Raw genomic sequence first — 25,287 nt, 5'->3', positions numbered from 1 at the left:
ACCGTCGCTGCCATGTCCGACGAGCAAGTTCGCAACGACGCCGGGCCGGATGACATCTTCGCCGGCCTGCGCCGATTTCCCGATGTCGAGGCCGACAACCTGTTCGCCGTCGACGCGGCCGATCGACTGATCCTGGACACCGCGACCGGCGCGCTCGCCAACGCGGAGCCGGACACGGTTGCCGTGGTCGGCGACAACTACGGTGCCCTCACCCTCGGTGCCGCGGCGGCCGGCGCACGCGGGATCCGGACGTTTTGCGATCTGCTGACCGGCGAGCGGGCGCTCGACCGCAACGCGGCTGGTGCACACCTCTCGGACCGCTACCGGCGCTGTCCCCTCGGGCCGGACTTGCTGACCGGTGCCCGCACCGTGCTGATGCGCTTGCCGCGCGGGCTCGACGAATTGCGCGAACTCGCGGACGCGATTGCGCGCTGGGCCGATCCCGCGGTGACGGTGTATGCCGGGGGACGGGACAAGCACCTGACGGTGGCGATGAACGACGTGCTCGCGGACAGCTTCGCCGCGGTCCGCCCGACGCGCGGGCGGCAAAAGTCCCGGGTGCTCGTCGTCACCGAGCCGCGTCCGTCCGGTGCCGCGCCGTTCCCGGTGCACGCCCGCGTACCGGAACTGGGGATCTCCGTGGTCGCCTTCGGAGCCGTGTTCGCCGGCACGAGGCTCGATATCGGTACCCGATTCCTGCTCGAATTCCTTCCGCAGCTACCGTCCGATGCGCGGCATGCGGTTGATTTAGGTTGTGGCACAGGAATTCTCGCGGTCGGTGTGGCCAAAGCGCGACCGGCGATCGCGGTCACTGCGACCGATCGATCGGCAGGTGCGGTGGCTTCGGCGCGAGCAACGGCGCAGGCCAACGGTGTCGGTGACCGGGTCACCGTCGTCCGCGACGATGCACTCGCCGAGTTCCCGGCCGGCAGCGCGGATGTTGTGCTGTGCAACCCGCCGTTTCACGCGGGGGCGAGCGTATACGCCGGAGTCGCCGAGAAGCTCTTCGACGGCGCGGCGCGGGCGTTGCGGCCCGGCGGCGAACTGTGGACGGTGTACAACTCCCATCTGCGCTACCGCGGCACCCTGCAACGGGTGATCGGCCCGACCGAGCAGTTGGGCCGCAACCGAAAATTCACCGTCACCCGATCCGTGCGTCGGTCCTAACCGGACTCGTCGACGTCGGGTACCTCGCGGGCGAGTTTCTGCCCGACGCTCTCGCCCGCTGCGGCTTCCCGGGCAGTGGTGCCGAACTCGTCGGCCTCGCTCCAGGCCTCCGGCGCGTCGTAGACGTCGTCGCCCTCGGAACCCAGTTCGTCGGAATCGAGACTCTCGCTCGGATCGAGCAACTCCTCGACCACGTCGTCGACGGGTTGGTCGGCGTTGGCAGCGCTCTCGGACGTATGGCTCTCGGACATGTGCGCCGCATTCCCCTTCCCGACGCGCACTACACGTCGCCAAGCTACGGTTACCTGCGAGAGGCGCAACCGCCGAGCGGGTAGAGTCCGAATTGTCCGAAGCGACGGAGATGACGGGAACCAGCCCCGAAGCTCGGACGTTGACGGTACGAAACGGGACTCAGCGCCTCGTAATCGATAAGCCTCGACGAGAAGGGATGTGCACGGTGCGCACGACCACCAATCCGGTGTTCCGCAACCTGCCCAAGGACAGTGGCGGGTACGCGACGTTCGGCTCCGGCGCCGCCGGCGCGGGCCAGGTCACGCAGCAATACGGATCCGGGCCCGGCTACGGCGAGTACCCGCCGCAGTCGTACGAGGCTCCGCCCGAGTCGCGATCCATGACGATCGACGACGTGGTGACGAAGACCGGCATCACCCTCGCCCTGCTCACGATCACCGCGATCGTTTCCTACGTCCTCGTGCACCAGAACCTCGACCTGGCGACCCCGTTCGTCATCGTTGGCGGACTCGTCGGCCTGGTGCTTGTGCTCGTCGCGACCTTCGGCCGCAAGATGGACAACCCGGCGCTGGTGCTCGGCTATGCCGCCGCCGAAGGTGTGTTCCTCGGCGCGCTGTCGTTCATGTTCACCAACGTGGAGTTCGGTGGGAGCGGCGGCGGTGAACTGATCATTCAGGCGGTGCTCGGCACGTTCGGCGTGTTCTTCGGCATGCTCGTGGTCTACAAGACCGGGGCGATCCGGGTGACCCCGCGCCTGACGCGGATGATCATCGGTGGTCTGATCGGTGTCGTCGTCCTCGCGCTCGGCAACCTGGTCGCCAGCTTCTTCATCGACGGCGGGCTCGGGCTGCGTGATGGTGGTGCGGTCGCGATCATCTTCAGCCTGGTCTGCATCGGGCTTGCCGCGTTCAGCTTCCTGCTCGACTTCGACGCGGCCGACAAGCTCATCCGTGCTCGCGCGCCGGAGAAGGCGGCCTGGAGCGTCGCGCTCGGTCTGACGGTGACCCTGGTCTGGCTCTACGTCGAGATCCTGCGGCTACTGAGCTACTTCCAGAGCGACTAGTAAGCACTGCCCGACGGGGCGGTTCTCGGAGGAGGTCACGAGATCTTCACCCGACAACCGCCCCGTCGGCGTATCCAGCGGCACGAAGCATGGTGCGCACCCGACCGACGAGTTCGGCAGGCCGATCGGCGAGCAACTCTGCGCCGACGTGCACGACCCGCCAGCCCAATGCTTCGAGCCGGGCGTACCGCTCGATGTCGCCGGCTCGCTGCCGACGATCGGTCCAATGTTGTTCGCCCTGATACTCGACGAGGACGCGCCACTTCGGCCACCCCATGTCCGCCCGAGCAACGAATCGGCCCCGCTCGTCGGTGACCACGACCTGGGTTACGGGCGGCGACAGACCGGCGCGAACCAGCGCCAGGCGGGTGCGGGTCTCGGGTGGCGATTCGGCGCCGCCGTCGACGAGCGGCAAGCTGCGGCGCAATCGCGCGACCCCGCGCATGCCACGATGCCGATCGAGTAGCGCAGCGATCTCGAGCGGCTTCAGGCCGGTCGCGTTGCACAACGCGTCGAGGTGGACGATCGCGTCGTCGCCGTTGCCAAGGCGGCCCAGGTCGAACGCGGTGCGGACCTCGGTAGTGAGGCGGATTCCGGCGCGGCGAAGGATCTCGTCCCGCGCAATCGCGTAGTGGCGAACCACGAGGCCCGTGGGCGAGGCGAAGTGGCATGGTTTGACCAGTTCGGCAGGCCGAGACGGATCGATCCACTTCGCCCCGTGCAGTGCGGCAGCCGACAACCCGGTCAGCACCGCGTCCGGACCGGCAAACTCCCACGCGGCCAGGGCTCGCACCTTCGCGTCGATCTCCGCGCCCCTCGCGATATAGACGTCGCGGTAGATGCGGGTGTAGTCGTGGCTCAGTTGGTGCTCGGTCAGCTCACCGCGCAGTCGCGCGTCGGATCCGCGAAACGGTCGTGCCCCCATCGGGCGAGCATGACGCGTCTCGGCAAATCGCGCCGAGATCCATCCACAGGTACGGCGAAGGGGCGGTTAACGGACGAGATCGCGAGATCTTCACCCGACAACCGCCCCCTCGACGGAACCAGATTCAGCTCAGGCGCTCGAGCACCATCGCCATGCCCTGGCCACCGCCGACACACATGGTTTCGACGCCGATGCTCTTGTCCTGCTCGCGCAGGTTGTTGAGCAGGGTGTTGGTGATCCGGGCGCCGGTCATGCCGAACGGGTGGCCGAGCGCGATCGCGCCGCCGGAGATGTTCAGCTTGTCCTCGTCGATGTTCAACGCACGGGCCGAGCCGAGCACCTGCACCGCGAACGCCTCGTTGATCTCGAACAGGTCGATGTCGGAGATCGACAAGTTCGCGTAGCCGAGCGCCTTCTTGACCGCCTCGATCGGGCCCAGGCCCATGATTTCGGGGGACAGGCCGGTCGCGGCGGTCGAGATGACGCGCGCGAGTGGGGTCAGCCCGAGTGCCTTGGCCTTGGTGTCGGACATGATCACCAGGGCTGCGGCGCCGTCGTTCAGCGGACACGCGTTGCCGGCGGTGACGGTGCCGTCCGGGCGGAAGACCGGCTTGAGCTGGCTGATCTTCTCGTAGGTGGTCCCTGCGCGGGGGCCGTCGTCGGTGGTGACGGTGGTGCCGTCGGCGAGGGTGACCGGGGTGATCTCCTTTTCGAAGAAGCCGCGCTTGATCGCGTCCTCGGCGCGGTTCTGGCTGCGCACACCCCAGTGGTCCTGGTCCTCACGGGAGATGCCGGAGAAGGACGCGACGTTCTCGGCCGTCTGGCCCATGGCGATGTAGATATCGGGCAGCACGCCGTCCTCGCGGGGGTCGTGCCAGTCGACGCCGCCCTGCGCGGTCGTCGCGGTGCGGGCCTCGGCATCGGCGTAGCGCGCGTTGTGGGTGTTGGGCCAGCCGTCGGCATTGCCGGTGGGGAAGCTGGACACCGACTCGACGCCGGCCGAGATGAACACGTCACCCTCGCCGGCGCGGATCGCGTGCATCGCCATCCGGGTGGTCTGCAGCGAGGACGAGCAGTAGCGGTTCACGGTCACACCGGGCACGAAGTCGTAGCCGAGCGTGGTGGCGACGACCTTGGCGATGTTGAAGCCGGCCTGCCCGCCCGGCTGCCCGCAGCCCAGGATCAGGTCATCGATCTCGGCGGGGTCGAGCTCGGGCACTTTCGCCAGGGCCGCGGCGACCATCTGGGCGGCCAGATCATCGGGGCGGACGTCCTTGAGCGATCCCTTGCCGGCGCGGCCGATCGGCGAGCGCACAGCGGAAACGATTACGGCCTCTGGCATGGCGATACTCCTCTGCGGAAACTGTGTGAAATCTTCGTGCTTTCGAAAGCAACGGGGGGTCGGTGGTCAGACTACGTCGCGCGTGCCGACCCGCTGCGGTGCCGTCCGGCATCGGCGACCGCGAGGACCGTCTGCGCCGACGCGGTGTCGTCGTGCCGGCGCAGGAACCGGTTCAGCGCCTCGATCGTGCGTGCGCTCGTGCGGCGTCGCTCGGCCGCCTCGGACAACCGCGGTCCGTCCGGAACCGGGCCGCCGTGCCACTCACCGAGCGCCGCGGCGAGAACCGGCAACAGTTGCATGGCGGCGAGTTCGTAGCCCGCAGCAGACGGATGGAATTGATCGGCGGAGAAGAACCGGTCCGGCGCCGCGAGAAACTCGGGAGCGAGCAGATCCGCGAGCGCCACCGGATGGCCACCCGCAGCCCGCGTCGCCTCCGTCTGGGCACGGGCAAGGCGCAGCCCCCAATTGCGCACGACGGTGCGCAGCGGCTGCGGAATCGCGGTGACCACACCGAGGTCGGGACAGGTGCCGACGACCACAACGCTGCCCGCGTGATGCAGTCGGCCCACCGCGTCGCCGAGCCGACCGGCGGACGCGGCAATCGAATGCTTCTTCGTCACGTCGTTGGCGCCGACCAGGATCACCGCCGCATCCGGGGTCGCGCCGGTGATGAACATCGCGTCCACCTGCCCCGCGAGCCCCTTCGACGTGGCACCGGAAATCGCCTTGGTGCTCAACCGGATTCGGCGTCCGGTCTCCTCGGCGAGCCCGCGCGCTATCCGCACGCCGGGTACTTCCTCGGCGGTCACACAGCCGAGGCCGGCGGCCGTGGAGTCGCCGAAGATCATCAGATGCAGGTCGAACGGTGCACCTGCGGGTTCGGGCGGGCCGCCACCCTGGGTGTAGATCCCATCGGCTTCGGGCGGCTTGGCCGTATTGCGTCCGATCACACCGCGCGCCGCGGCCGCCTGACTCATCAGGTGCTTGTATGCCGCCCAGGACGCCGTCCCTGCTCCCGAACCTGCCACCACCGTCGCGGCACCTGTCATTGCCGCCGTCCGCCAGCGGGGCGTCATCGGCCTCACCCCTTCGATCTCACTTCACACGTGCTGCCCGGCCAGAATCGAATCTAGTCGTTGCGCCGGGCCGGTGTCGGCGTGGATTTTCCTCCGCCCGGACGCAGTCGCCGGCTGCGGGTTCTGGGACGATGAAGGCATGCACATTGCTGATCATGTCGTCGACCTCATCGGAAACACCCCGCTCGTCAAGCTCTCTTCGGTGGTGCGGCCGAACTCGGGCGTGGTGGCTGCCAAGGTGGAGTACCTCAACCCGGGCGGTAGCTCGAAGGACCGCATCGCGGTGAAGATGGTCGACGCCGCGGAGGCGTCCGGCGCGCTGCGTCCCGGCGGCACGATCGTGGAGCCGACGTCCGGTAACACCGGCATCGGGCTTGCGCTCGTCGCTCAGCAGCGTGGCTACAAGTGCGTGTTCGTCTGCCCCGACAAGGTCGGCGAGGACAAACGCAACGTGCTCAAGGCGTACGGCGCCGAGGTCGTGGTGTGCCCGACCGCGGTGCCCCCGGAACACCCCGACAGCTACTACAACGTTTCCGACCGACTGGTCCGCGAGATCGACGGCGCGTGGAAGCCGGATCAGTACTCCAACCCGGGCGGGCCGGAGAGCCACTACGAGACGACCGGGCCGGAGATCTGGCGCGATACCGACGGCAAGGTGACGCATTTCGTGGCGGGCGTCGGCACCGGCGGGACCATCACCGGCGCCGGCCGTTACCTCAAGGAGGTGTCGGGCGGAAAGGTCAAGGTCGTCGGCGCGGACCCGGAGGGGTCGGTCTACTCGGGTGGCACCGGTCGGCCGTATCTCGTGGAGGGCGTCGGTGAGGACTTCTGGCCGAGCGCCTACGACCCCGCCATTCCGGACGAGATCATCGCGGTCTCCGACGCCGATTCGTTCGAGATGACCCGCCGCCTCGCCCGCGAGGAGGGCCTGCTCGTCGGCGGCTCGTGCGGTATGGCAGTCGTCGCCGCGCTCGAGGTTGCCGAACGCGAAGGCCCGGACGCGCTGGTCGTGGTCCTGCTGCCGGACGGCGGCCGCGGCTACCTGTCGAAGATCTTCAACGACGACTGGATGCGCTCCTACGGATTCCTGCGCTCGCGCCTGGACGGCAAGACCGACGAGCCGACGGTGGGTGATGTGTTGCGCGGAAAGTCCGGCGATCTACCGGACCTGGTGCACACCCACCCGTCCGAGACGCTGCGCGACGCCATCGAGATCCTGCGGGAGTACGGCGTCTCCCAGATGCCGGTGGTCGGCGCCGAGCCGCCGATCATGGCGGGCGAGGTCCAGGGCAGTGTGAGCGAGCGCGATCTGCTCAGCGCCGTGTTCGAGGGGCGTGCCCACCTCGCCGACCCGGTCGCCAAGCACATGAGCCCGCCGTTCCCGTTGATCGGTGCGGGGGAGTTGGTGTCGGCGGCGACCAAGGAACTCGGTGACACCGATGCCCTGATGGTCGTCGACGACGGCAAGCCGGTCGGCGTGATCACCCGGCACGACCTGCTCGGGTTCCTCAGCGCGAGCAGCTAACCCGCGCTGAGGAGCGTTTCGTCAGACGTTGAATTCGCCGTGACCGGGCAGGTTCGGCGAACTCGTAGTGACGTCGGTGACGACGTGTCCGCGTCCGGTCGGCTGGAACAGCGCGTACTGGATGCTGCCGTAAAAGCCGCCGACCAGGACGAAGTTCCATTCGCCGGTCTTACCGGTAGTGACGTTGCGCCACGCCACCTTGACGCCCACGCTGCATATCGGGGTCAACGACGAGCCGCCGGAGATGCCGGCCAGCGGGCCCGACTGCACGTTCAGGATGGCTTGATCGCCCCAGTCGGGGTTGGTCGATGCCCACACTCGCAGACTGCCGCCGCAGATGATGGCGCCGTTGGCCAACGTCTGCACCTGGCCGAGCTCGGTGGTGAACGTCGGTGCCGCATTCGCCGGCGCGATGGCGCCGAACAGTCCGGCGATGACCACGAACAGCACGGTCAGACCGCGCAGAACCGACGTTCGCGACGCCCAATTCGGCAGATGCATGACGTTCCCTCTCGTACGACGCTCGACGAAAGAAGGTTAGCGGCTGTATCGATCCAACTCGCGGTAGGTGGGAGAATTTTCGGTGGGACGGCGTGTGCACCGGGCGAATTGGCGGCGTTTGCCGGGGCATATGCTGGCGGCCATGAGCGAGCAGCGCAGCAAGGCCAACCGCGAATCCTGGCAAGGATTCTCGACCCGCGCAGTGCACGCCGGCTTCGACCCGGACGCACAGACCGGCGCCGTGAACGTGCCGATCTACGCGAGTTCGACCTTCGCCCAGGACGGCGTGGGCGGCCTGCGCGACGGGTTCGAGTACGGCCGCACCGGCAACCCGACCCGTCGGGTACTGGAGGCGAACCTCGCCGCCATCGAGTCGGGCACCTTCGGTCGCGCGTTCGGTTCCGGGATGGCCGCGACGGATTGCTTGCTGCGTGCAGCGCTGCGACCCGGCGACCACCTGGTGATCCCGAACGATGCCTACGGCGGTACATTCCGGCTGATCGACAAGGTCTTCACGCAGTGGGGAATCGAATACTCGGTCGCTCCGATCTCCGATATCGACGCGGTTCGCGCGCAGCTGCGCCCGAACACCAAGCTGGTCTGGGCGGAGACGCCGACAAACCCGCTGCTCAATATCGGTGACATCGCGGCGTTGGCCGATGTCGCGCACGGCAGCGGCGCAAAGCTGGTGGTGGACAACACCTTCGCATCGCCGTACCTGCAGCAACCGTTGCTGCTCGGCGCCGATGTGGTGCTGCACTCGACGACGAAGTACATCGGCGGGCACTCGGATGTCATCGGCGGCGCGCTGGTCACCGACGACGAAGAACTCGATACCGCGTTCGCGTTCCTGCAGAACGGCGCGGGCGCGGTGCCCGGCCCGTTCGACGCGTACCTGACATTGCGCGGGATCAAGACGCTGGCGCTGCGGATGGACCGCCACAGCGACAATGCCGAGGCCGTCGTCGAGTTCCTGACCGGTCATCCCAAGGTCTCCCAGGTGATCTACCCGGGACTCACCGAGCATCCCGGCCACGCCGTCGCCGCGAAGCAGATGCGCCGGTTCGGCGGGATGATCTCGGTGCGGCTGGCCGACGGTGCCGGCGCGGCGCGCGACCTGTGCGCCCGCACCGAGGTGTTCATCCTCGCCGAGTCGCTCGGTGGTGTCGAGTCGCTGATCGAGCACCCGGGCGCGATGACGCACGCCTCCACCGCGGGCTCCGAGCTCGAGGTGCCCGATGACCTGGTCCGCCTTTCGGTGGGCATCGAGGACGCAGCCGACCTGGTCGGGGATCTCGAGCAGGCACTGGCCTGAAGGCCACCCAGCGGTAACGAAAAACGCCCCGGACCAGCGGTCCGGGGCGTTTCTCAGTCGATGTCAGCTGTGGTAGGGCTCCGCGCTGACCAGCGTGACCTTCATGGTGTTGCCGTTGGGCAGCGTGTATTCGCGGGTCTCGCCGACCTTCGCGTCGATGAGCGCCCCGCCCAGCGGCGAGTTCGGCGAGTACACCTCGAGCTTGGACTCGCGCAGGCCTTCTTCACGGGTCGCGATGAGGAATGTCTCGGTGTCTGCCTCGTCACCGTCGTAGTACACCTTGACCACGGAGCCGGGCAGCGCGACACCGGACTGGGTCGGCGCCTCGCCGACCTTCGCGTTGTTCAGCAACTCCTGCAGCTGCCGAATTCGCGCCTCCTGCTGGCCCTGCTCCTCGCGCGCTGCGTGGTAGCCGCCGTTCTCCTTGAGGTCGCCTTCTTCACGTCGCTCGTTGATCTCCGCGGCGATGACCGGACGATTGGCGATGAGCTGGTCGAGCTCATCCTTGAGCCGGTCGTGCGATTCCGGAGTCAGCCAGGTCACCTGGGTCTCGGTCATCTCGAATGCTCCTATATCGTCTCGAGGCGGCAGACGTTCTTGCCCGCCCATGCAGTGCTCGTTCACAGCGCGGCCGCCTCCTGGGGGGGCGAAACCGCGCGAAATGACAAGCCGGTGCCGGTACGCATTTGCCGCCAATGCAGCAAACACGGCTCCGATTGCCCGGAACCGTGTATCGGCCGATACTACCACGAGTTGCCGATCTCACAGGAAATCCTCGCCCCGCTGGGCTTGCGCGGCGGCGTATCAGCTGGTTGTGAGATAGGCAGGAACGTCGAACGAGCAGCCGTAAACTTCGCCGATGACGGGCGGGCGAGTGGTGCGGATCGTCGTATCGAAATGCACCGTTCCGCTGGGCGAGGGCGCCACGTAGATCTCGCGTCGGCCGGTCTCGTCGCCTGCCTTGGAGCGTGCCCGCACGATGCAGACCGCGGGCCTGCTCGGGTCCTCCCTCGTCACCGTGAGTTCGAGGGTCAGCGTCGAATCGTCGACAACTTCGAACGACACCTGCTTGCCCTCGATTTCCTGCACCCCGAACTCGCGGTAGCCGATATAGGCGATCCCGAGTCCGAGCGCCACGACGAGCACGCCGAGCAACACGATCACCGCACGCGAGGAACGTCGTCGACCACCCGAGGAGGGGTAGCGATCGGCGGGACCGACGTGCGTCATGAAAGCTCCGGTCGTCGAGGTGACGGGGGTGAGGCTGATGGACGAGGTGAACGAGTGGAACTATAGGGAGCAGATGCGCCGCAGTTTCGGCCGGGCGCGGCGCAGAGAAACAAAGCTGAGGTGAACGAAAACGTGAGCGGACTACGGCTCATGGCAGTGCACGCCCATCCCGACGACGAGTCGAGCAAGGGCGCGGGCACGATGGCCCGCTATGCGGATGAAGGGCACGACGTCCTCGTCGTCACCCTCACCGGTGGCGAGCGCGGATCGGTGCTCAATCCGGCCATGGACCTGCCCGGTATCGCCGACCGGATGATCGAGGTCCGGCGCGAGGAGATGGCCGCGGCCGCGCGGGCGCTCGGTGTGCAGCAGCGCTGGCTCGGCTTCATCGACTCCGGCCTGCCCGAAGGCGATCCGCTGCCACCGTTGCCCGAGGACTCGTTCGCGCTGGTTCCGCTCGATATCGCGACCGAGGCGTTGGTCCGGGTGGTGCGCGAGTTTCGCCCGCACGTGATGATCACCTACGACGAGAACGGCGGTTATCCGCACCCGGACCACATCCGGTGCCATGAGGTGTCGATGGCGGCCTGGGAGGCGGCGGGCAATCCGGCGCTGTTCCCCGACGCGGGCGAGCCCTGGGAGCCGCTGAAGATCTACTACACCCACGGCTTCATTCGGCGCCGGCTCGAGCTCCTCAAGGAAGAGTTCGATCGAAACGGCGAGCCGTTCCCCATGCAGGAGTGGCTGGATCGGTGGCGGCCCGAGCACGGCGACATCATGGCGCGGGTGACCACGCAGATCGAGTGCGGCAAGTACTTCACGGCCCGGGCCGAGGCGCTGCGTGCGCACGCGACGCAGATCGACCCGAACGGCGCCTTCTTCGCGATCCCGATGGACATGCAGGTGCGGGTCTGGCCGACCGAGGAGTTCGAACTCGCGCACACCCGGGTGCACACGGCGATCCCGGAGAACGACCTGTTCGCCGGAATCGACGCGAACGGCGTGCAATGATCGCCGAGGTCCTCGCCCAATCTCCGATTCTGTTGGCCCAGAACCCGACCGGACCGGAGTTCGGCAAGGCGTCGCCGATCGGACTCGTGATCGTGTTGTTCCTGCTCGTCGGGCTGGTGCTGCTGATCCGTTCGATGAACAAGCAGCTGCGTAAGCTGCCGGACACCTTCGAGCCCGAGCATCCCGAGCCGGACCAGGCCGCCGACGAGGGGACCGACCGCGGTGCGGCGGGAACCGAGACCGCCGAGCACAACGCAGGTCCGAACGACGCAACCGAACGCAACCGCGAGAGGGGCGACTCTGCGTAACGCGAACGCCCTCGCCGCCGCGACGAGCCCCTACCTGCGCCAGCACGCCGGCAACCCGGTGCACTGGCAGGAATGGAGCGAGGACGCGCTGGCCTGGGCCCGCGAACGCGACGTCCCGATCCTGCTCTCGGTCGGGTACGCCGCCTGTCACTGGTGCCACGTCATGGCGCACGAGTCGTTCGAGGACGAGTCGACCGCGCGGGTGATGAACGAGAATTTCGTCTGCATCAAGGTGGATCGGGAGGAACGCCCGGACATCGACGCGCTGTACATGAACGCGACCGTCGCGATGACCGGCCAGGGCGGCTGGCCGATGACGTGCTTCCTCACGCCGACCGCCGAACCGTTCTACTGCGGCACGTACTACCCGAAGACTCCGCGTGGCGGCATGCCGTCGTTCACCCAGCTCATCGAGGCGATCGCACAGACCTGGCAGACGCGGCGCGACGACGTGCACGAGGCGGCCGCCGGCGTGGTGGAGGCGCTGCGGCAGGGGGCGGGGGAGCTGCCAGCGGTGGACGTCGCGATCGGCCCCGAGTTGCTCGACCATGCCGTCGCCGCGGTGTTGCGCGACGAGGACCGTAGCTACGGCGGCTTCGGCGGTGCACCCAAGTTCCCGCCGTCGGCGTTGCTCGAAGGGTTGCTGCGCAGCTACGAACGCACCGGCGCGACCGAGACGCTGGCCGCGGTCGAGCGGACCGCCGAGGCGATGGCTCGTGGCGGTATCTATGACCAGCTCGCCGGTGGGTTCGCCCGCTACGCGGTCGACACCCGCTGGGTGGTCCCGCATTTCGAGAAGATGCTCTACGACAACGCGCAGCTACTACGCGCCTACGGTCACCTCGCCCGGCGTGGCGGATCGCTGCTCGCGCACCGCGTCGCGGAGGAGATCGCGCAGTTCCTGTTCACCGACCTCGTCACCGACGCGGGCGCCTACGCTTCGGCCTTGGACGCCGACACGATCGTCGATCCGGACGCCGAAGGGGTCGAGGGTGCGACCTACGTGTGGACGCCCGCGGAGTTGATTGCCGAGCTGGGTCCCGATGACGGCGCGTGGGCGATCGAAGTGTTCGCGGTCACCGCCGCAGGCACGTTCGAGCACGGCACCTCGGTGCTGCAACTGCCGATCGACCCGACCGACATCGAACAGTTCGCTCGGGTCCGGACGGCGCTGCGCGTGGCAAGGGACCGGCGGCCGCAGCCCGCGCGCGACGACAAGGTGATCGCGGCGTGGAACGGCATGGCCATCACCGCGCTCGCCGAGGCCGGTGCGGCGCTCGGGCACTACGAGTGGGTGCGCGCCGCGGCGCGGTGCGCCGAGCACCTGCTCGACGTGCACGTGATCGACGGGCGCGTCCGGCGCGCCTCGCTCGGCGGTGTGGTCGGCAGTGCCGAGGGTGTGCTGGAGGACTATGCGTGGTTCGTGACCGGACTGCTCGCCCTGCACCAGGCCACCGGCGCGCCGGACTGGCTCGTGCGGGCGCAGGAATTGCTCGACGCCGCCATCGCACATTTCGCCGACGACGGAGAACCGGGTGCCTGGTTCGACACCGCCGACGACGCCGAGGTGCTCATCGCGCGTCCTCGTGACCCGATCGACGGTGCGACCCCTTCGGGTGCTGCCGCACTGGCCGAGGCGCTGCTCACCGCGTCCTGCCTCGCCGGCCCCGAGACGGCGGGACGCTATGGCGAACTGGCCGAGGTGACGCTGCGCCGCGCCGCGGTCGTGCTCGCGCGGGCGTCTCGGTCGGCCGGGCACTGGCTCACCGTCGCCGAGGCGGCCGTGCGCGGACCGATTCAGGTGGCGGTGTCGCTCGCCGAAGGCGCGACGAACGGCGATAGCGAACTGCTCGACGAGGCGCGCAGCGCGGCACCGGGTGGAGCGGTGATCGTCGGCGGGTCCGCGGACTCGACCCCGTTGCTGGCCGACCGGCCGCCGGTCGCCGGGGCCGCCGCGGCGTATGTATGCCGCGGTTTCGTGTGCGATCGGCCGGTGCTGACGGTCGCGGAATTACGCGCCGCGCTCGCCCGCTGACTCCGCGCGTGGGTCAGCCCAGGACGACCAGCCACACGGCCGCGTAGTGGCACAGCGCGGCCAGCACCGTCGCCGCATGGAAGAACTCGTGATGGCCGAACGTGTGCGGCCAGACGTCGGGCCAGCGCGTCGCGTACAGGATCGCCCCACCGCTGTAGAGCAGCCCACCAATCAGCAACAGCACCATGGGTGCGACGCCCACCTGATGGGTCAGCTCGCCGGCCACCGGCAGCACGGCCCAGCCGAGTAGCAGGTAGAGCGGGACGCCCACCCAGCGCGGGGCGCCGGGCCACAGCATCTTCAGCGCGACGCCCGCCGCCGCGCCGGACCACACCACGGCGAGCAGCACGACACCGGTCTCGCGGGGCAGGCCGAGCACCGCGAACGGTGTGTAGCTACCTGCGATGAATAGGAAGATCATCGAGTGATCCGCCCGCTTCATCCAGATCCGGTGCCGCGGGTTGTGCCAGTGCACCCGGTGATACACAGCGCTGACCCCGAAGACACCGCACACCGTCAGCGAGTAGACACCCGTCGCCCAGCCGGCCGCCGCGGAGTCCACCACGACTGCGGTGACGACCAGCACCACCCCGGTGAGCACCGAAATCGCGAAGGCCCAGGTGTGGATCCACCCCCGCAGGCGCGGTTTGACGGGCAGATCGTCGAGGCCGAGAACGGTCAAAGCGGCTCCTGGGTCGAGGGATAACCTACGGTACCGTAGGTTATCCGTCGCCTACTGGCCGAGCGCACTCTCAGCCGCCGGCGACCCACCGCATCAGTGCCCGCCGCGTACGTCGCCGCGCCCCGCCACCCAGGGCCGCATGCGCCGCCGCGAAGCCGCAGGCGCCGTGTACGCCGCCACCGGGGTGCGCCGCTGAACTGCCCAGATACAGTTTCGCCACCGGCGTTTCGGGACCGGCGAGGCCCGGCAAGGGGCGAAAGACGAGCTGCTGGTGCAGTTGCGAGGTGCCGCCGTTGACGGCACCGCCGTGCAGGTTCGCGTTCGCGGCCTCGAGGTCGCTCGGCCGCTGGACCGAACGGCCGACGATGGTGTCGAGAAATCCGGGGGCATGCGCCTCGAGCACCCGGTCCACCCGGGCCGCGAGCTCGTCCGCGTGGTCGTCGTCATGAATGCCCCGCGGCAGATGGGTGTAGGCCCAGGCACTTTCGGTGCCCGCCGGTGAGCGCGACGGATCCGCAGTGGTCATCTGCCCGAACAGCATGAACGGCGATTCGGGCAGCACACCGGTGTTCAGGTCGGTGTTCCAGCGCAGCAGGCCGTGCTCGTCGGCGCCGAGGTGCACCGTTCCGGCGCCGGTCAGTCCGGCGGAACGCCACGGGATCGCACGCGACAGCGCGTAGTTCACCTTGACCGTCGGTGTGTCCCATTCGAAGGTGTGCAATTTCGACCGGATGGCGCTCGGCACGTCCTCGTCGCGCAGCAGCGTGTCGTAGAGCGCCGGCGCGGAGACGTCGGCGATCACCGCTCGCCGGGCCGAGATCAGCTCACCGCCCGCGGTTCGCACGCCGGTTGCAACACCCGAGCGGGTCTCGATCGCCGCTACCTGCGTCGCGCAGCGCACCTGGGCGCCCGCGGCTTCCGCGCGGCTCACGAGCGCCGCGGTCAGTGCGCCCGCACCGCCGACCGGCACCGGGTATCCGCCGTCCTGGGCGAGCATCGTCAACAGGTAACCCATCACCCCGCTGCCACCGGCATCGAGCGGAGCATCGGCGTGCATCGCGTTGCCGAGGATCAGCAGCCGAGCCGCTTCGCTCGCGAACAGCTCCTGCGCCATCCGGCCGGCGGGCAGCATCAGAAAGCGAACCAGGTCCAACATCTCGCTGCGCCCGGTCGCGCGCGCGAGCCGGAGCCCTGCCTTGATCGGCGGGAACGGGTCGAGCAGCGCCGCCAGTAGAGGCTCGCGCAGCGTGCGCCACCGCTCCACCGTCCGTAGCCAGGCGTCGCCGTCGCGGGGGTCGCGGCGTCGAAGTTCGCGGGCCGTGTGTTCCGGGTCGGGGTGCAGCAGCACGGCATCGTCGTCATCGGGGCCGTGGGGGTGACCGAGCACCACCGGTGCGCGTGACCATCGCAGACCATGGCTTTCCAGGTCGAGCCGTCGCAGGACCGGGGACGCCACCGCGAGCGGATAGAACGCGCTGAACAGATCGGAGCAGTACCCCGGGAAGAGTTCGGCACTGCGCACCGCGCCACCCGGTTCGGACTGTGCCTCGAGCACCAGCACGTCCCAGCCGGCATCGGCCAGCGTCGCGGCCGCGACCAGTCCGTTCGGGCCGGCGCCGATCACCACGGCGTCGACGGTGTCAGGCACCGGTGGACCGCTCCGCGAGAAACGCGAGCCGGCGCAGCGACTCGACGTTGCGCGGATGCACCGCGACATGCTGGGCCGCGGGCGGAATCGCGCGCAGTGGGACGCTGACGAAATGTTCGATGATCTCGATGCGGCAGCCTCGCGGCAGGTCGTGCAACCGGATCAGCACCTCGGCCCGGCCGAGCGGCAGCGCCCGCGCCTCCAGTCGCAGTTCTCGGCCTGGATGGCAACTGAGGGAACGGGTTTCGTCGTTGAGTAGGAGCGGCCACAGACCGACCGAATGGTGGATGCGGCTGCCCTCGTTCGGCCAGTCGGCGTCCACGGCGCGGATGCGTGCCGCGCCGACCACCCAGAGCGGGAACACCCATCCGTCGGACAGCACGGCCCAGACATCGTCGGGCGACGCGGTGGTGTCATGGGTTGTCGTCGGCATGAGGCGTCCTCCAGGCGGGTGGGTTGTGCCGGGATTACCCAGGCACCGACCGCCGAAACGGCACGCGCGCCCATGTGTCGCACGGCCGCGGATCCGGTCGGCGTAGGGTCTAGATCCGTGTTGATGCGATCCGGGATGCCGCAGCGGTGAAGGCGCGGGGGTTGCTCTACCAGCTCTACGAGCGCCGCCTGCTTCGGCAGCTCGACGGCCTGCAGCACCCTCGTCACGTGGCGGTGATGTGCGACGGCAATCGCCGATGGGCCAGGGAGAACGGCTTCACCGACGTCAGCCACGGGCACCGGATGGGCGCGCTGAAAATCGCCGAACTGCTGTCCTGGTGCGATCAGGCGGGTATCGAGATGGCCACCATCTACCTGCTGTCCACCGAGAACCTGCGTCGCGACCCGTCCGAGCTCGACTCGCTGCTCGAGATCATCACCGACGTCGTCGAGGAGATCAGCGGCCCGGAAAACAACTGGAGCGTCAAGATCGTCGGCGCGCTCGACCTGTTACCCGCCGAGTCGGCGCGTCGGCTCAAGGAGGCTTCGGACCGCACCGCCGGGCGGACCGGGACGCATGTCAACGTCGCGGTCGGCTACGGCGGACGCCAGGAGATCGCCGACGCGGTGCAATCCCTGCTCGCCGAGCGGATTGCAGGCGGCTGCAGCGGTGACGAGTTGGTGCAGCAGATCACCGTCGACGGGATCGACGCGCACCTCTACACCGGCGGGCAACCGGATCCGGACCTGGTCATCCGGACCTCGGGCGAACAGCGGCTTTCCGGGTTCCTGCTGTGGCAGAGCGCGTACTCCGAGATCTGGTTCACCGAGGCCTACTGGCCCGAGTTCCGCCGCGTGGACTTCCTGCGGGCGCTGCGCGACTACGCCGCCCGGCACCGGCGCTTCGGCGCCTGACGCAACCGGCCGGGTGTAGGGAGATCACACCAATCCGACACTGGCGTAGCCTTCGCCATGTGGCGCAACCGAATCACCGCGACGATGCGGGCTACATCTCCTACGAGAGTTTCGGCCGCCGGTTCTTCGAACTGGCCGTCTCACCCGAACGCGTCGCGGCGGCATTCGGTCAACTGGCCGGTAGTTCGTTCGACTTCGGCCCGATCGGCGCGGGTCCGGGCCGACTGGTCAAGGTCTCGGCGCGAGTGCACGTGGGTTCGCCGACGTTGGTCCGCGACGACGGCGAGACCATCAGCTTCGATCTGTCGATCCCGATCCGGCTGCACCTGCTTATCGACCTGTCGGTGGACAAGCAGCGATTCGACGTCGACGGGGATGTCGCGCTACGGCTGACGGTGCGTGCCGCGGAGCCGCTGCGGGTGCTCATCGACGTGGACGAGCCCGACGTCCGCGACGTGCACATCGACGTGCGCGCGGAGACGTTGCGTGGCTCGGTGCTGCGCGCGCTCGGCAGCGTGGACGACGAGATCAAACGGTTCGTCGCGCGCTACATCGCCAAGGAGATCCACAAGCCGCATATCGAGGCGGCCCGCACGATCGACGTGATCGATCAGATCGACCGGGCCTGGTCGGCACCATCCGCCCCGGATGACGCTTCCGGTATCGCTACAACTTCCGCAGCCGCAGCCGATTGATCGCGTGATCGGCGTCCTTGCGCAGCACCAGCGTTGCGCGTGGCCGGGTCGGCAGGATGTTCTCGACCAGGTTGGGCCGATTGATGTTGTGCCACAGTTCTTCTGCGGCAATCGTGGCCGCGTCGTCGGACAGCCCGGCGTAATGGTGGAAATGCGCCTGCGGATCGGCGAACGACGTCCCCCGCAGCGCGAGAAAGCGGCGCACGTACCACTTCTCGATGTCCTCGATCCTGGCGTCGACGTAGATCGAGAAGTCGAACAGATCCGACACCATCAACCGCGGGCCGGTCTGCAGCACGTTCAACCCCTCGATGATCAGGATGTCCGGCTGCCGGATCAGGTGGTACTGCCCGGGCACGATGTCGTAGGAGATGTGCGAGTAGACCGGCGCGACAACCTCGGCGGCACCGGATTTCACCTCGGTGACGAAGCGCAGCAGCTTGCGGCGGTTGTAGCTCTCCGGAAATCCCTTGCGGTGCATGATGCCGCGGCGCTGCAGCTCCGACGTGGGGTAGAGGAAGCCGTCGGTGGTGACGAGATCGACCCGGGGGTGGTGCTCCCACCGCGCCAGTAGTGCTTGCAGCACACGGGCGGTGGTGGATTTGCCGACGGCGACGCTGCCGGCGACACCGATGACGAACGGCACCTGCTGGTCCGGATGTGACTCGCCGAGGAAGGTGGCGGTGGCGGCGAACAGTCGCTGCCGGGCCGCGACCTGGAGGTGGATGAGTCGGGCCAGCGGGAGATAGACCTCGGCGACTTCCTCGAGGTCGATCTGTTCGCCGAGGCCGCGCAGGCCGATGAGTTCTTCCTCGGTGAGCACCAGCGGCGTCGACCGGCGCAGCTCACGCCACTGCTTGCGGTCGAATTCGACGTAGGGGCTCGGTTCACTCACCCGCGGCATACGCATACCCGATGCTCCGCGCGCTCGGTACCGGTCGGGACCTGTCGCATAGTCGGATTGTGCTCGGTACCGTCCCGGCGCGCGTGATCAGGGTCGCTCCTGCCGTTGTGCGGATGCTCACCACTGCGAGGTGGCGATAGGGTCGCGGGCATGGATTCCGATGTTCTGGTTCGCGAATACCTGCAGCTTGGGCTGGCGTTCGACCGGCTCGAGGAGGGTTTCGTCGACGCCTATACGGGCGACCCGCAGCTGCGTCACGCCGTGCAGAACGCGCCCGCGCCGCAGCCGCGCGAACTCGCCCGCCGGGCGGCGAAACTGCGCGACGAGGTGGCATCGAGTGGGTTGGCGGCGCCGCGCGCGGAGTTTCTCGATGTCCACCTGCGTGCGCTGGAGTGCTCGGCGCGCAAGTTCGCAGGTGACGAGATCGGCTTCGTCGATGAGGTGCAGGCCTACTTCGACGTCCGGATCGAGGTCGGTGACGAGGCCGAGTATCGCGAGGCGCACCGGCTGATGGACGAGGTGCTGGCGACCGGCACCGGTGACACGCTCGCCGAACGGGTGCAGGCCCAGCGCAAAGCGGACGAGATCCCGCCGGAGCGGCTGTCCGAGTGCGTCGACGCGTTCTCCAGCGCGCTGCGCGATCTGGTCCGCGCGAAGTACCCGCTGCCCGACACGGAACGGGTCGAGTACGAGGTGGTCGGTGACAAGCCCTGGTCGGGGTTCAATTACTACCTCGGCGACTTCCGCTCGCGGGTCGCGATCAATTCCGACCTCAAGCAACACATGGCGAACCTGCCGCACCTGATCGCGCACGAGTCCTACCCGGGCCATCACACCGAGCACTGCCGCAAGGAGGCCGGTCTCGTCGGGGACGGCCAGCTCGAGCAGCAGTTGTTCCTGGTGAACACGCCGCAGTGCCTGATGGCCGAAGGGCTGGCCGACCTGGCGCTGAAATCGATCGTGCCAACCCACTGGGGTAAGTGGGCGCAGGAGATCTACGCCGATCTCGGTCTGCGCTTCGACGGGGAACGCGCCGAAGCGCTTTCGGCCGCCTCGGCGAAATTGCTCGGCGTGCGACAAGACGCTGCGCTGCTGCTGCACGACCGGGGGCGCAGCGTCGACGAGGTTGCCGAGTTCATCCAGCACTGGTCGCTGGCGACCCCGGAGCGGGCACGGCAGCAGTTGCGGTTCCTGTCCTCGCCGTTGTGGCGGGCCTACATCAGCACCTACGTCGAGGGCTACCGGCTGCTCGGCGGCTGGCTCGACGGGTCCGGCGATATCGATGAGCGGTCGGAGCGGTTTCGCCGGCTGCTCGACGAGCCGCTCACCCCGGGCGCGGTCCGGCGGATGAGCTCACCGAACTAGCCGCCTGCCGGATTCCGCTCCGCTCAGCGGAAGATCGCGCACGTGGTGGTGCCGTGGGCGACGAGGCGTCCCTGATCGTCGACGACCCGGCCCTCGGCGGTCGCGGTGGTGCGCCCGACATGGATCGTGGTGCCGGTCGCGGTGAGCCGACGACCGTTTGTCGGCACGGCTCGGATGTAGTTGACCTTCAATTCCAGGGTTGTGTAGCCGACGCCCGCCTCGAGCGTGGTGTGCACCGAGCAGCCCATCACCGAGTCGAGCAGCGTGGCGCAGATGCCGCCGTGCGTCGTGCCCAGCGGGTTGGCGAACTCGGGTCGGGTCGTCAGCCCGAACACCACCTTGCCGTGTTCGATCTCGTCGAGCTCGATGCCGAGTAGATCGCCGATGAAGGGTGGGCGGTCCGCCATCGTCATCGCGGTGCGCAACACCTCGAGTCCGGACATCGCGGCGAGATCGACCGTTTCGGAACTGGTCATGAGTTGGGTCCTTTCCTTGAACCGATCGGTCCACATCTGCCACAATTGAACATGGACCGATCGGTTCACGCAAGTCGTGTTCCTATGTAAGCCCAGCGTCAGGAGGAGCCCATGAGCGAGGTTGCCGGACCGCGCGAACGGTTGATCGACGGCACGATCGCGCTGGTCCGCGAGCAGGGCGTGCACGGCGCGGGCCTGGCCGAGTTGCTCGACCGGACGAACACCTCGCGCAACTCGCTCTACCAGCATTTTCCGTCCGGAAAGAGCGAGCTCGTCGTGGCCGCGACGGAGGTGGCCGGCGAACGGATGGCGGGCATCATCGACAAGATCGTCGGCACCGGTGGTCCCGCCGACTGGATTCGATCGATGATCGGCTACTGGCGGCGGACGCTGCAGAGCCGCTCGTACGCGACCGGGTGCCCGCTCATGGGCGCGGCGCTGGCCGAGTCGGATCCGCCGGTCCAAGCCGCCGCCGCGGGTGCATTCACCGCCTGGATCGATCGGCTCGCCGAGGCCCTGGCCGAGGACGGTCTGCCGGCCGAGCGGGCACGGTCGACGGCGAGTTTCGTGATCAGTTCGGTCGAGGGCGCGATCGTGGTCGCGCGGGCTCGCAAGTCCACGCAACCTCTCGACGACGCCGAGGCGAACCTGCTTGCGCTGCTGAGCGCCGATCCCCGTGCAAGCCACTGACCTGCGCCCAATACACTGTCCGCGTGACGCAGACGACGGCCTCAGTCAATTCCCAGTCGCTCGGTGAGCTCGATCCCGAGGTTGCTGCCGCGATGGCGGGCGAACTCGCCCGTGAGCGCGACACCCTCGAGATGATCGCGTCGGAGAACTTTGTCCCGCGCGCGGTGTTGCAGGCACAGGGCAGCGTGCTCACCAACAAGTACGCCGAGGGCTATCCCGGTCGGCGCTACTACGGCGGTTGCGAACACGTCGACGTCGTCGAAAACCTCGCTCGCGAGCGCGCCAAGGGGCTGTTCGGCGCCGAATTCGCCAATGTGCAGCCGCATTCCGGCGCGCAGGCCAACGCCGCGGTGCTGATGGCATTGATGAACCCGGGCGAGAAGCTGCTCGGTCTCGACCTCGCCCACGGCGGCCACCTCACGCACGGCATGCGGCTGAACTTCTCCGGCAAGCTGTACGAGGTGCACGCCTACGGCGTGAGCAAGGAAGATCACCGCATCGACATGGACGAGGTGCGCAAGATCGCCCTCGAGGCGCGCCCGAAGGTGATCGTCGCGGGCTGGTCGGCCTACCCGCGCCACCTCGACTTCGCCGCATTCCGCGAGATCGCCGACGAGGTCGGCGCGTACCTGTGGGTCGACATGGCGCATTTCGCCGGGCTGGTCGCCGCCGGGCTGCATCCCTCGCCCGTGCCGCACGCCGATGTCGTGTCCTCGACCGTGCACAAGACGCTCGGCGGCCCGCGCTCGGGCATCATCCTGGCCAAGCAGGAGTTCGCCAAGAAGCTCAACTCGGCGGTCTTCCCGGGCCAGCAGGGCGGTCCGCTCATGCACGCGATCGCCGCCAAGGCCGTTTCGCTCAAGGTCGCCGGTACCGACGAGTTCAAGGGCCGGCAGGAGCGGACGCTGTCGGGAGCGAAGATTCTCGCCGAGCGTCTCGGCGCCGCGGATGTCGCGGGCAAGGGCATCACGGTGCTCACCGGCGGGACCGACGTGCATCTGGTCCTGGTCGATCTGCGCAATTCCGAACTCGACGGTCAGCAGGGCGAGGACGCGCTGCACGAGGTCGGCATCACGGTGAACCGCAACGCGGTGCCGTTCGACCCGCGCCCGCCGATGGTCACCTCCGGCCTGCGCATCGGCACGCCTGCGCTCGCCACCCGTGGCTTCGACGACGCCGCGTTCACCGAGGTCGCCGACATCATCGCCACCACATTGACCGGCGCTTCCGACGTCGAGACGTTGCGCGGCCGGGTCACCGCACTGGCTCGGCAGTACCCGCTCTACGCCGGCCTCGAGGACTGGAACCTGCTCGGCTGAGACGCCCGCCGCTGTGGCGCGCGTGGCGCCCGTTAATAAGTTGTTCACCGACACGCGTTTGCCTCGACGGGCCGAGCGACCGGTTTGGTATTACCGTTCGCAGTACAGGTAGCGGGGAAGCCGCCTGTGCGGGAGGTCTTGATCGTGACTGAGCTATTCAGTGCGAGGGGGCCGGCACCCGGCCCTCGTGCCCTCGGGCACAACAGGACGGACCGGTCCAGCGAGTGAGTTTGTGCGGGTGCCGCGCAGGCGTAGGAGCCTCACGTGACTGCAACACGCTCCGTTCCCGAGACCGACGGACGCACCGGGGATGCCCCGGCAGCGGGGATCAAGACCTATGTGCTCGACACGTCGGTACTGCTCTCCGATCCCTGGGCCGTGGTGAGATTCGCCGAGCACGAGGTGATCTTGCCGCTGGTCGTCATCGGTGAACTGGAAGGCAAACGCCACCACCACGAACTGGGCTGGTTCGCCCGCGAGGCACTGCGTATGCTCGACGACCTCCGGCTCGAATACGGCCGGCTCGACCGACCCGTGCCGATCGGGACGGCGGGTGGAACGCTGCAGGTCGAGCTCAATCACACCGACCCGACCGTGTTGCCGATCGGGTTCCGCACCGACACAAACGATTCCCGAATCCTGGCCTGCGCCTTGAACCTTGCCGCCGACGGACGCGATGTCACGTTGGTGAGCAAGGATATTCCGCTGCGCGTCAAGGCCGGCGCGGTCGGTCTGCCCGCCGACGAGTACCACGCGCACGACGTGGTGCCGTCGGGCTGGACCGGGATGGCCGAACTCGACGTGTCGACCTCCGTGGTCGATCAGCTCTACGCCGAGGGCGTGGTGGACATCGACGAGGCACGGGAGTTGCCCTGTCACACCGGAATTCGGTTGCTCGGTAGCTCGTCGAGCGGACTGGGTCGAGTCACCCCGGACAAGCGCGTGCAACTCGTGCGTGGCGAACGGGAGGCGTTCGGGCTGCACGGTCGCTCGGCCGAGCAGCGGATCGCGCTCGACCTGCTGCTCGACGAGAGCATTGGCATCGTCTCGCTCGGCGGCAAGGCCGGTACCGGCAAGTCGGCGCTGGCGCTGACCGCCGGCCTCGAGGCGGTGCTGGAACGCCGCACCCAGCGCAAGGTTGTGGTGTTTCGGCCGCTGTATGCCGTTGGCGGACAGGAGCTCGGCTATCTGCCGGGTAGCGAGAGCGAAAAGATGGGACCGTGGGCGCAGGCCGTCTTCGACACCCTCGACGGTCTCGCCAGTCCCGAGGTGATGGAGGAGGTCATCAGCCGCGGGATGCTGGAAGTGTTGCCGCTCACCCACATTCGCGGACGTTCGCTGCACGACTCGTTCGTCATCGTGGACGAGGCGCAGTCGCTCGAGCGCAACGTCCTGCTCACCGTGCTCAGCCGGCTCGGCACCGGTTCACGGGTGGTGCTCACGCACGACGTGGCGCAGCGCGACAACTTGCGGGTCGGCCGACACGACGGTGTGGCGGCGGTGATCGAGAAGCTCAAGGGCCATCCGCTGTTCGCGCACGTCACCCTCACCCGCAGCGAGCGTTCACCGATCGCCGCGCTGGTCACCGAGATGCTGGAGGAGTTCGGTCCCAACTCCTGACGCGCGCTGTTGGGTCTCGATTCGGACACGGCCCGCGCACTCGCCCGGCGCGGTGCCGTTCCCGAGTCGCACCATGAGAACCATGCGTCTCACTGCTGTGCTCACCAGGCTCGGTCTTGCCCTCGCCGTCGCAGGGATGACCGGGGCCGCCGCGGTGACACCCGCCGCGGCTCAGTCCTCGGCGCCGCCGTGGTTCGACAGTCAGGTCGGTGCCGCTGTGCAGGTCGTCTCCGTGGAGAACACAGGCGGTAGCCGGGCGACCGTGTCCGCGTGGCAGCGTTCCCTCACCGGTTGGCAGCAGGTGATCGGGCCGGTGCCGGGCTGGATCGGATCACGCGGAATCGCGCCGGCCGCGCGGGACGGCATTCCGGCCACACCGGCCGGTGTCTTCTCCCTTGGGCCGGTGTTCGGCACCGCACCGCCACCCGGTGGGCTACTGCCGTATCGCCAGGTGGGCGGCAACGATTGGTGGGTCGGCGACCCGCGCAGTCCGTTGTTCAACACCCATCAGGTTTGCGCACCGGGGCGTTGCGCGTTCGACGAATCCGCCAGTGAACGTCTCGCGATCCCGCAGTACGAGTACTCGGTGGTGATGGGCGTGAACCCGGGTCGGGTGCCCGGTGGGGGTGCGGCCTTCTTCATGCATCTCACCGACGGCACGCCTACGCTCGGTTGCGTCGCGCTGGACCGGGGGCCGCTGCTGCAGATCATCCGCTGGCTGCTGCCGATCGGTGCGGTTATCGCGATTCGCTGATCTCGCCCGGAATTGCCATTCCGCCCGCCGAGCCGGA

The 25,287-nt window shown here is 68.3% G+C and carries 26 protein-coding genes; 14 read left to right on the top strand and 12 right to left on the bottom strand.

Annotation, left to right across the window (positions count from 1 at the left end):
• Window positions 1-12 precede the first annotated feature (12 nt).
• Entirely contained in the window at window positions 13-1,167 is a 1,155-nt protein-coding gene (locus OG921_RS12015; protein WP_266112663.1) for a class I SAM-dependent methyltransferase, read from the top strand.
• On the opposite strand, the gene OG921_RS12010 is transcribed toward OG921_RS12015, so the two are convergent.
• The gene (locus OG921_RS12010; protein ID WP_266112662.1) at window positions 1,164-1,418 is read right to left on the bottom strand and encodes a hypothetical protein; all 255 of its coding nucleotides are present in this window, start codon (window positions 1,416-1,418) and stop codon (window positions 1,164-1,166) included. The two genes, OG921_RS12015 and OG921_RS12010, sit on opposite strands and share 4 nt — an antisense overlap.
• Window positions 1,419-1,624: 206 nt before the next feature.
• On the opposite strand from OG921_RS12010, the gene OG921_RS12005 reads away from it, so the two are divergent.
• Window positions 1,625-2,482: a Bax inhibitor-1/YccA family protein gene (locus OG921_RS12005; RefSeq protein ID WP_266112661.1), complete on the top strand. Its 858-nt coding sequence runs from the start codon at window positions 1,625-1,627 to the stop codon at window positions 2,480-2,482.
• Between the two features lie 46 nt (window positions 2,483-2,528).
• Here the strand turns inward: OG921_RS12005 and OG921_RS12000 are convergent, their stop codons facing one another.
• From OG921_RS12000 to OG921_RS11990, 3 genes are all read right to left on the bottom strand, one after another.
• Entirely contained in the window at window positions 2,529-3,407 is an 879-nt protein-coding gene (locus tag OG921_RS12000; protein WP_266112660.1) for a hypothetical protein, read from the bottom strand.
• Window positions 3,408-3,531: 124 nt separating this feature from the next.
• The gene (locus OG921_RS11995; protein WP_266112659.1) at window positions 3,532-4,749 is read right to left on the bottom strand and encodes an acetyl-CoA C-acetyltransferase; all 1,218 of its coding nucleotides are present in this window, start codon (window positions 4,747-4,749) and stop codon (window positions 3,532-3,534) included.
• Between the two features lie 71 nt (window positions 4,750-4,820).
• Window positions 4,821-5,825 (bottom strand): SGNH/GDSL hydrolase family protein, encoded by a 1,005-nt coding sequence (locus tag OG921_RS11990; protein WP_266112658.1) that lies wholly within the window; start codon window positions 5,823-5,825, stop codon window positions 4,821-4,823.
• Between the two features lie 139 nt (window positions 5,826-5,964).
• On the opposite strand from OG921_RS11990, the gene OG921_RS11985 reads away from it, so the two are divergent.
• The gene (locus tag OG921_RS11985) at window positions 5,965-7,350 is read left to right on the top strand and encodes a cystathionine beta-synthase (RefSeq protein ID WP_266112657.1); all 1,386 of its coding nucleotides are present in this window, start codon (window positions 5,965-5,967) and stop codon (window positions 7,348-7,350) included.
• 21 nt (window positions 7,351-7,371) lie between these two features.
• On the opposite strand, the gene OG921_RS11980 is transcribed toward OG921_RS11985, so the two are convergent.
• Window positions 7,372-7,851 carry a hypothetical protein gene (locus tag OG921_RS11980; RefSeq protein WP_266112656.1) on the bottom strand — a complete coding sequence of 160 codons (480 nt, stop codon included), beginning with the start codon at window positions 7,849-7,851 and terminating at the stop codon, window positions 7,372-7,374.
• Between the two features lie 142 nt (window positions 7,852-7,993).
• On the opposite strand from OG921_RS11980, the gene OG921_RS11975 reads away from it, so the two are divergent.
• Window positions 7,994-9,166, top strand: coding sequence for a cystathionine gamma-synthase (locus OG921_RS11975; protein ID WP_266112655.1), 1,173 nt, complete (start codon window positions 7,994-7,996; stop codon window positions 9,164-9,166).
• Window positions 9,167-9,229: 63 nt separating this feature from the next.
• Here OG921_RS11975 and greA read toward each other — a convergent pair whose 3' ends face one another.
• Window positions 9,230-9,724 carry a transcription elongation factor GreA gene (gene greA, locus OG921_RS11970; RefSeq protein WP_266112654.1) on the bottom strand — a complete coding sequence of 165 codons (495 nt, stop codon included), beginning with the start codon at window positions 9,722-9,724 and terminating at the stop codon, window positions 9,230-9,232.
• A gap of 246 nt (window positions 9,725-9,970) precedes the next feature.
• The gene (locus OG921_RS11965; RefSeq protein WP_266112653.1) at window positions 9,971-10,396 is read right to left on the bottom strand and encodes a DUF4307 domain-containing protein; all 426 of its coding nucleotides are present in this window, start codon (window positions 10,394-10,396) and stop codon (window positions 9,971-9,973) included.
• 132 nt (window positions 10,397-10,528) lie between these two features.
• Between OG921_RS11965 and mca the strand changes: the two genes are divergently transcribed.
• From mca to OG921_RS11950, 3 genes are read left to right on the top strand one after another with little or no spacing between them, the layout of a single operon-like run.
• On the top strand, window positions 10,529-11,407 hold the full coding sequence (gene mca / locus OG921_RS11960; protein ID WP_266112652.1) for a mycothiol conjugate amidase Mca: 879 nt from the start codon (window positions 10,529-10,531) through the stop codon (window positions 11,405-11,407).
• Window positions 11,404-11,715, top strand: a complete 312-nt coding sequence (locus tag OG921_RS11955; protein ID WP_266112651.1) for a hypothetical protein — start codon at window positions 11,404-11,406, stop codon at window positions 11,713-11,715. Before mca ends, OG921_RS11955 begins: the two co-directional genes overlap by 4 nt.
• Window positions 11,708-13,750: a thioredoxin domain-containing protein gene (locus tag OG921_RS11950; RefSeq protein WP_266112807.1), complete on the top strand. Its 2,043-nt coding sequence runs from the start codon at window positions 11,708-11,710 to the stop codon at window positions 13,748-13,750. The genes OG921_RS11955 and OG921_RS11950 overlap by 8 nt, the downstream gene beginning before the upstream one ends.
• A gap of 13 nt (window positions 13,751-13,763) precedes the next feature.
• Here the strand turns inward: OG921_RS11950 and OG921_RS11945 are convergent, their stop codons facing one another.
• The 3 genes from OG921_RS11945 to OG921_RS11935 form a co-directional block, all read right to left on the bottom strand.
• The gene (locus OG921_RS11945; protein WP_266112649.1) at window positions 13,764-14,432 is read right to left on the bottom strand and encodes a hemolysin III family protein; all 669 of its coding nucleotides are present in this window, start codon (window positions 14,430-14,432) and stop codon (window positions 13,764-13,766) included.
• 70 nt (window positions 14,433-14,502) lie between these two features.
• Window positions 14,503-16,080: an NAD(P)/FAD-dependent oxidoreductase gene (locus OG921_RS11940; RefSeq protein ID WP_266112648.1), complete on the bottom strand. Its 1,578-nt coding sequence runs from the start codon at window positions 16,078-16,080 to the stop codon at window positions 14,503-14,505.
• A complete protein-coding gene (locus OG921_RS11935) occupies window positions 16,073-16,513 on the bottom strand; it encodes an SRPBCC family protein (protein WP_266112646.1) in 441 nt (146 codons plus the stop codon). The genes OG921_RS11940 and OG921_RS11935 overlap by 8 nt, the downstream gene beginning before the upstream one ends.
• A gap of 146 nt (window positions 16,514-16,659) precedes the next feature.
• Here OG921_RS11935 and OG921_RS11930 point away from each other — a divergent pair, with 146 nt between their 5' ends.
• Window positions 16,660-17,427 carry an isoprenyl transferase gene (locus OG921_RS11930; RefSeq protein WP_266112645.1) on the top strand — a complete coding sequence of 256 codons (768 nt, stop codon included), beginning with the start codon at window positions 16,660-16,662 and terminating at the stop codon, window positions 17,425-17,427.
• A 59-nt stretch (window positions 17,428-17,486) separates the two neighbouring features.
• Window positions 17,487-18,122, top strand: coding sequence for a hypothetical protein (locus OG921_RS11925; RefSeq protein WP_266112644.1), 636 nt, complete (start codon window positions 17,487-17,489; stop codon window positions 18,120-18,122).
• On the opposite strand, the gene coaA is transcribed toward OG921_RS11925, so the two are convergent.
• A complete protein-coding gene (gene coaA, locus OG921_RS11920; protein WP_266112806.1) occupies window positions 18,094-19,026 on the bottom strand; it encodes a type I pantothenate kinase in 933 nt (310 codons plus the stop codon). The two genes, OG921_RS11925 and coaA, sit on opposite strands and share 29 nt — an antisense overlap.
• 150 nt (window positions 19,027-19,176) lie before the next feature.
• Here coaA and OG921_RS11915 point away from each other — a divergent pair, with 150 nt between their 5' ends.
• A complete protein-coding gene (locus OG921_RS11915) occupies window positions 19,177-20,391 on the top strand; it encodes a DUF885 domain-containing protein (protein WP_266112643.1) in 1,215 nt (404 codons plus the stop codon).
• Between the two features lie 23 nt (window positions 20,392-20,414).
• Here OG921_RS11915 and OG921_RS11910 read toward each other — a convergent pair whose 3' ends face one another.
• Complete coding sequence (locus OG921_RS11910) at window positions 20,415-20,867, bottom strand: PaaI family thioesterase (protein WP_266112642.1); 453 nt, start codon at window positions 20,865-20,867, stop codon at window positions 20,415-20,417.
• A gap of 111 nt (window positions 20,868-20,978) precedes the next feature.
• On the opposite strand from OG921_RS11910, the gene OG921_RS11905 reads away from it, so the two are divergent.
• From OG921_RS11905 to OG921_RS11890, 4 genes are all read left to right on the top strand, one after another.
• Entirely contained in the window at window positions 20,979-21,557 is a 579-nt protein-coding gene (locus OG921_RS11905) for a TetR/AcrR family transcriptional regulator (protein ID WP_266112641.1), read from the top strand.
• Window positions 21,558-21,580: 23 nt separating this feature from the next.
• Complete coding sequence (gene glyA, locus OG921_RS11900) at window positions 21,581-22,876, top strand: serine hydroxymethyltransferase (RefSeq protein WP_266112640.1); 1,296 nt, start codon at window positions 21,581-21,583, stop codon at window positions 22,874-22,876.
• A gap of 327 nt (window positions 22,877-23,203) precedes the next feature.
• Window positions 23,204-24,496 (top strand): PhoH family protein, encoded by a 1,293-nt coding sequence (locus tag OG921_RS11895; protein ID WP_266112805.1) that lies wholly within the window; start codon window positions 23,204-23,206, stop codon window positions 24,494-24,496.
• Between the two features lie 82 nt (window positions 24,497-24,578).
• The gene (locus tag OG921_RS11890; protein WP_266112639.1) at window positions 24,579-25,250 is read left to right on the top strand and encodes a L,D-transpeptidase; all 672 of its coding nucleotides are present in this window, start codon (window positions 24,579-24,581) and stop codon (window positions 25,248-25,250) included.
• Window positions 25,251-25,287: the final 37 nt, after the last annotated feature.

The sequence above is a fragment of the Aldersonia sp. NBC_00410 genome, from assembly GCF_026342035.1.
GTDB lineage: Bacteria > Actinomycetota > Actinomycetes > Mycobacteriales > Mycobacteriaceae > Aldersonia.
The sequence above is the reverse complement of the archived record's forward strand: the minus strand, read 5'-3'. Positions and strand labels throughout refer to the sequence as shown.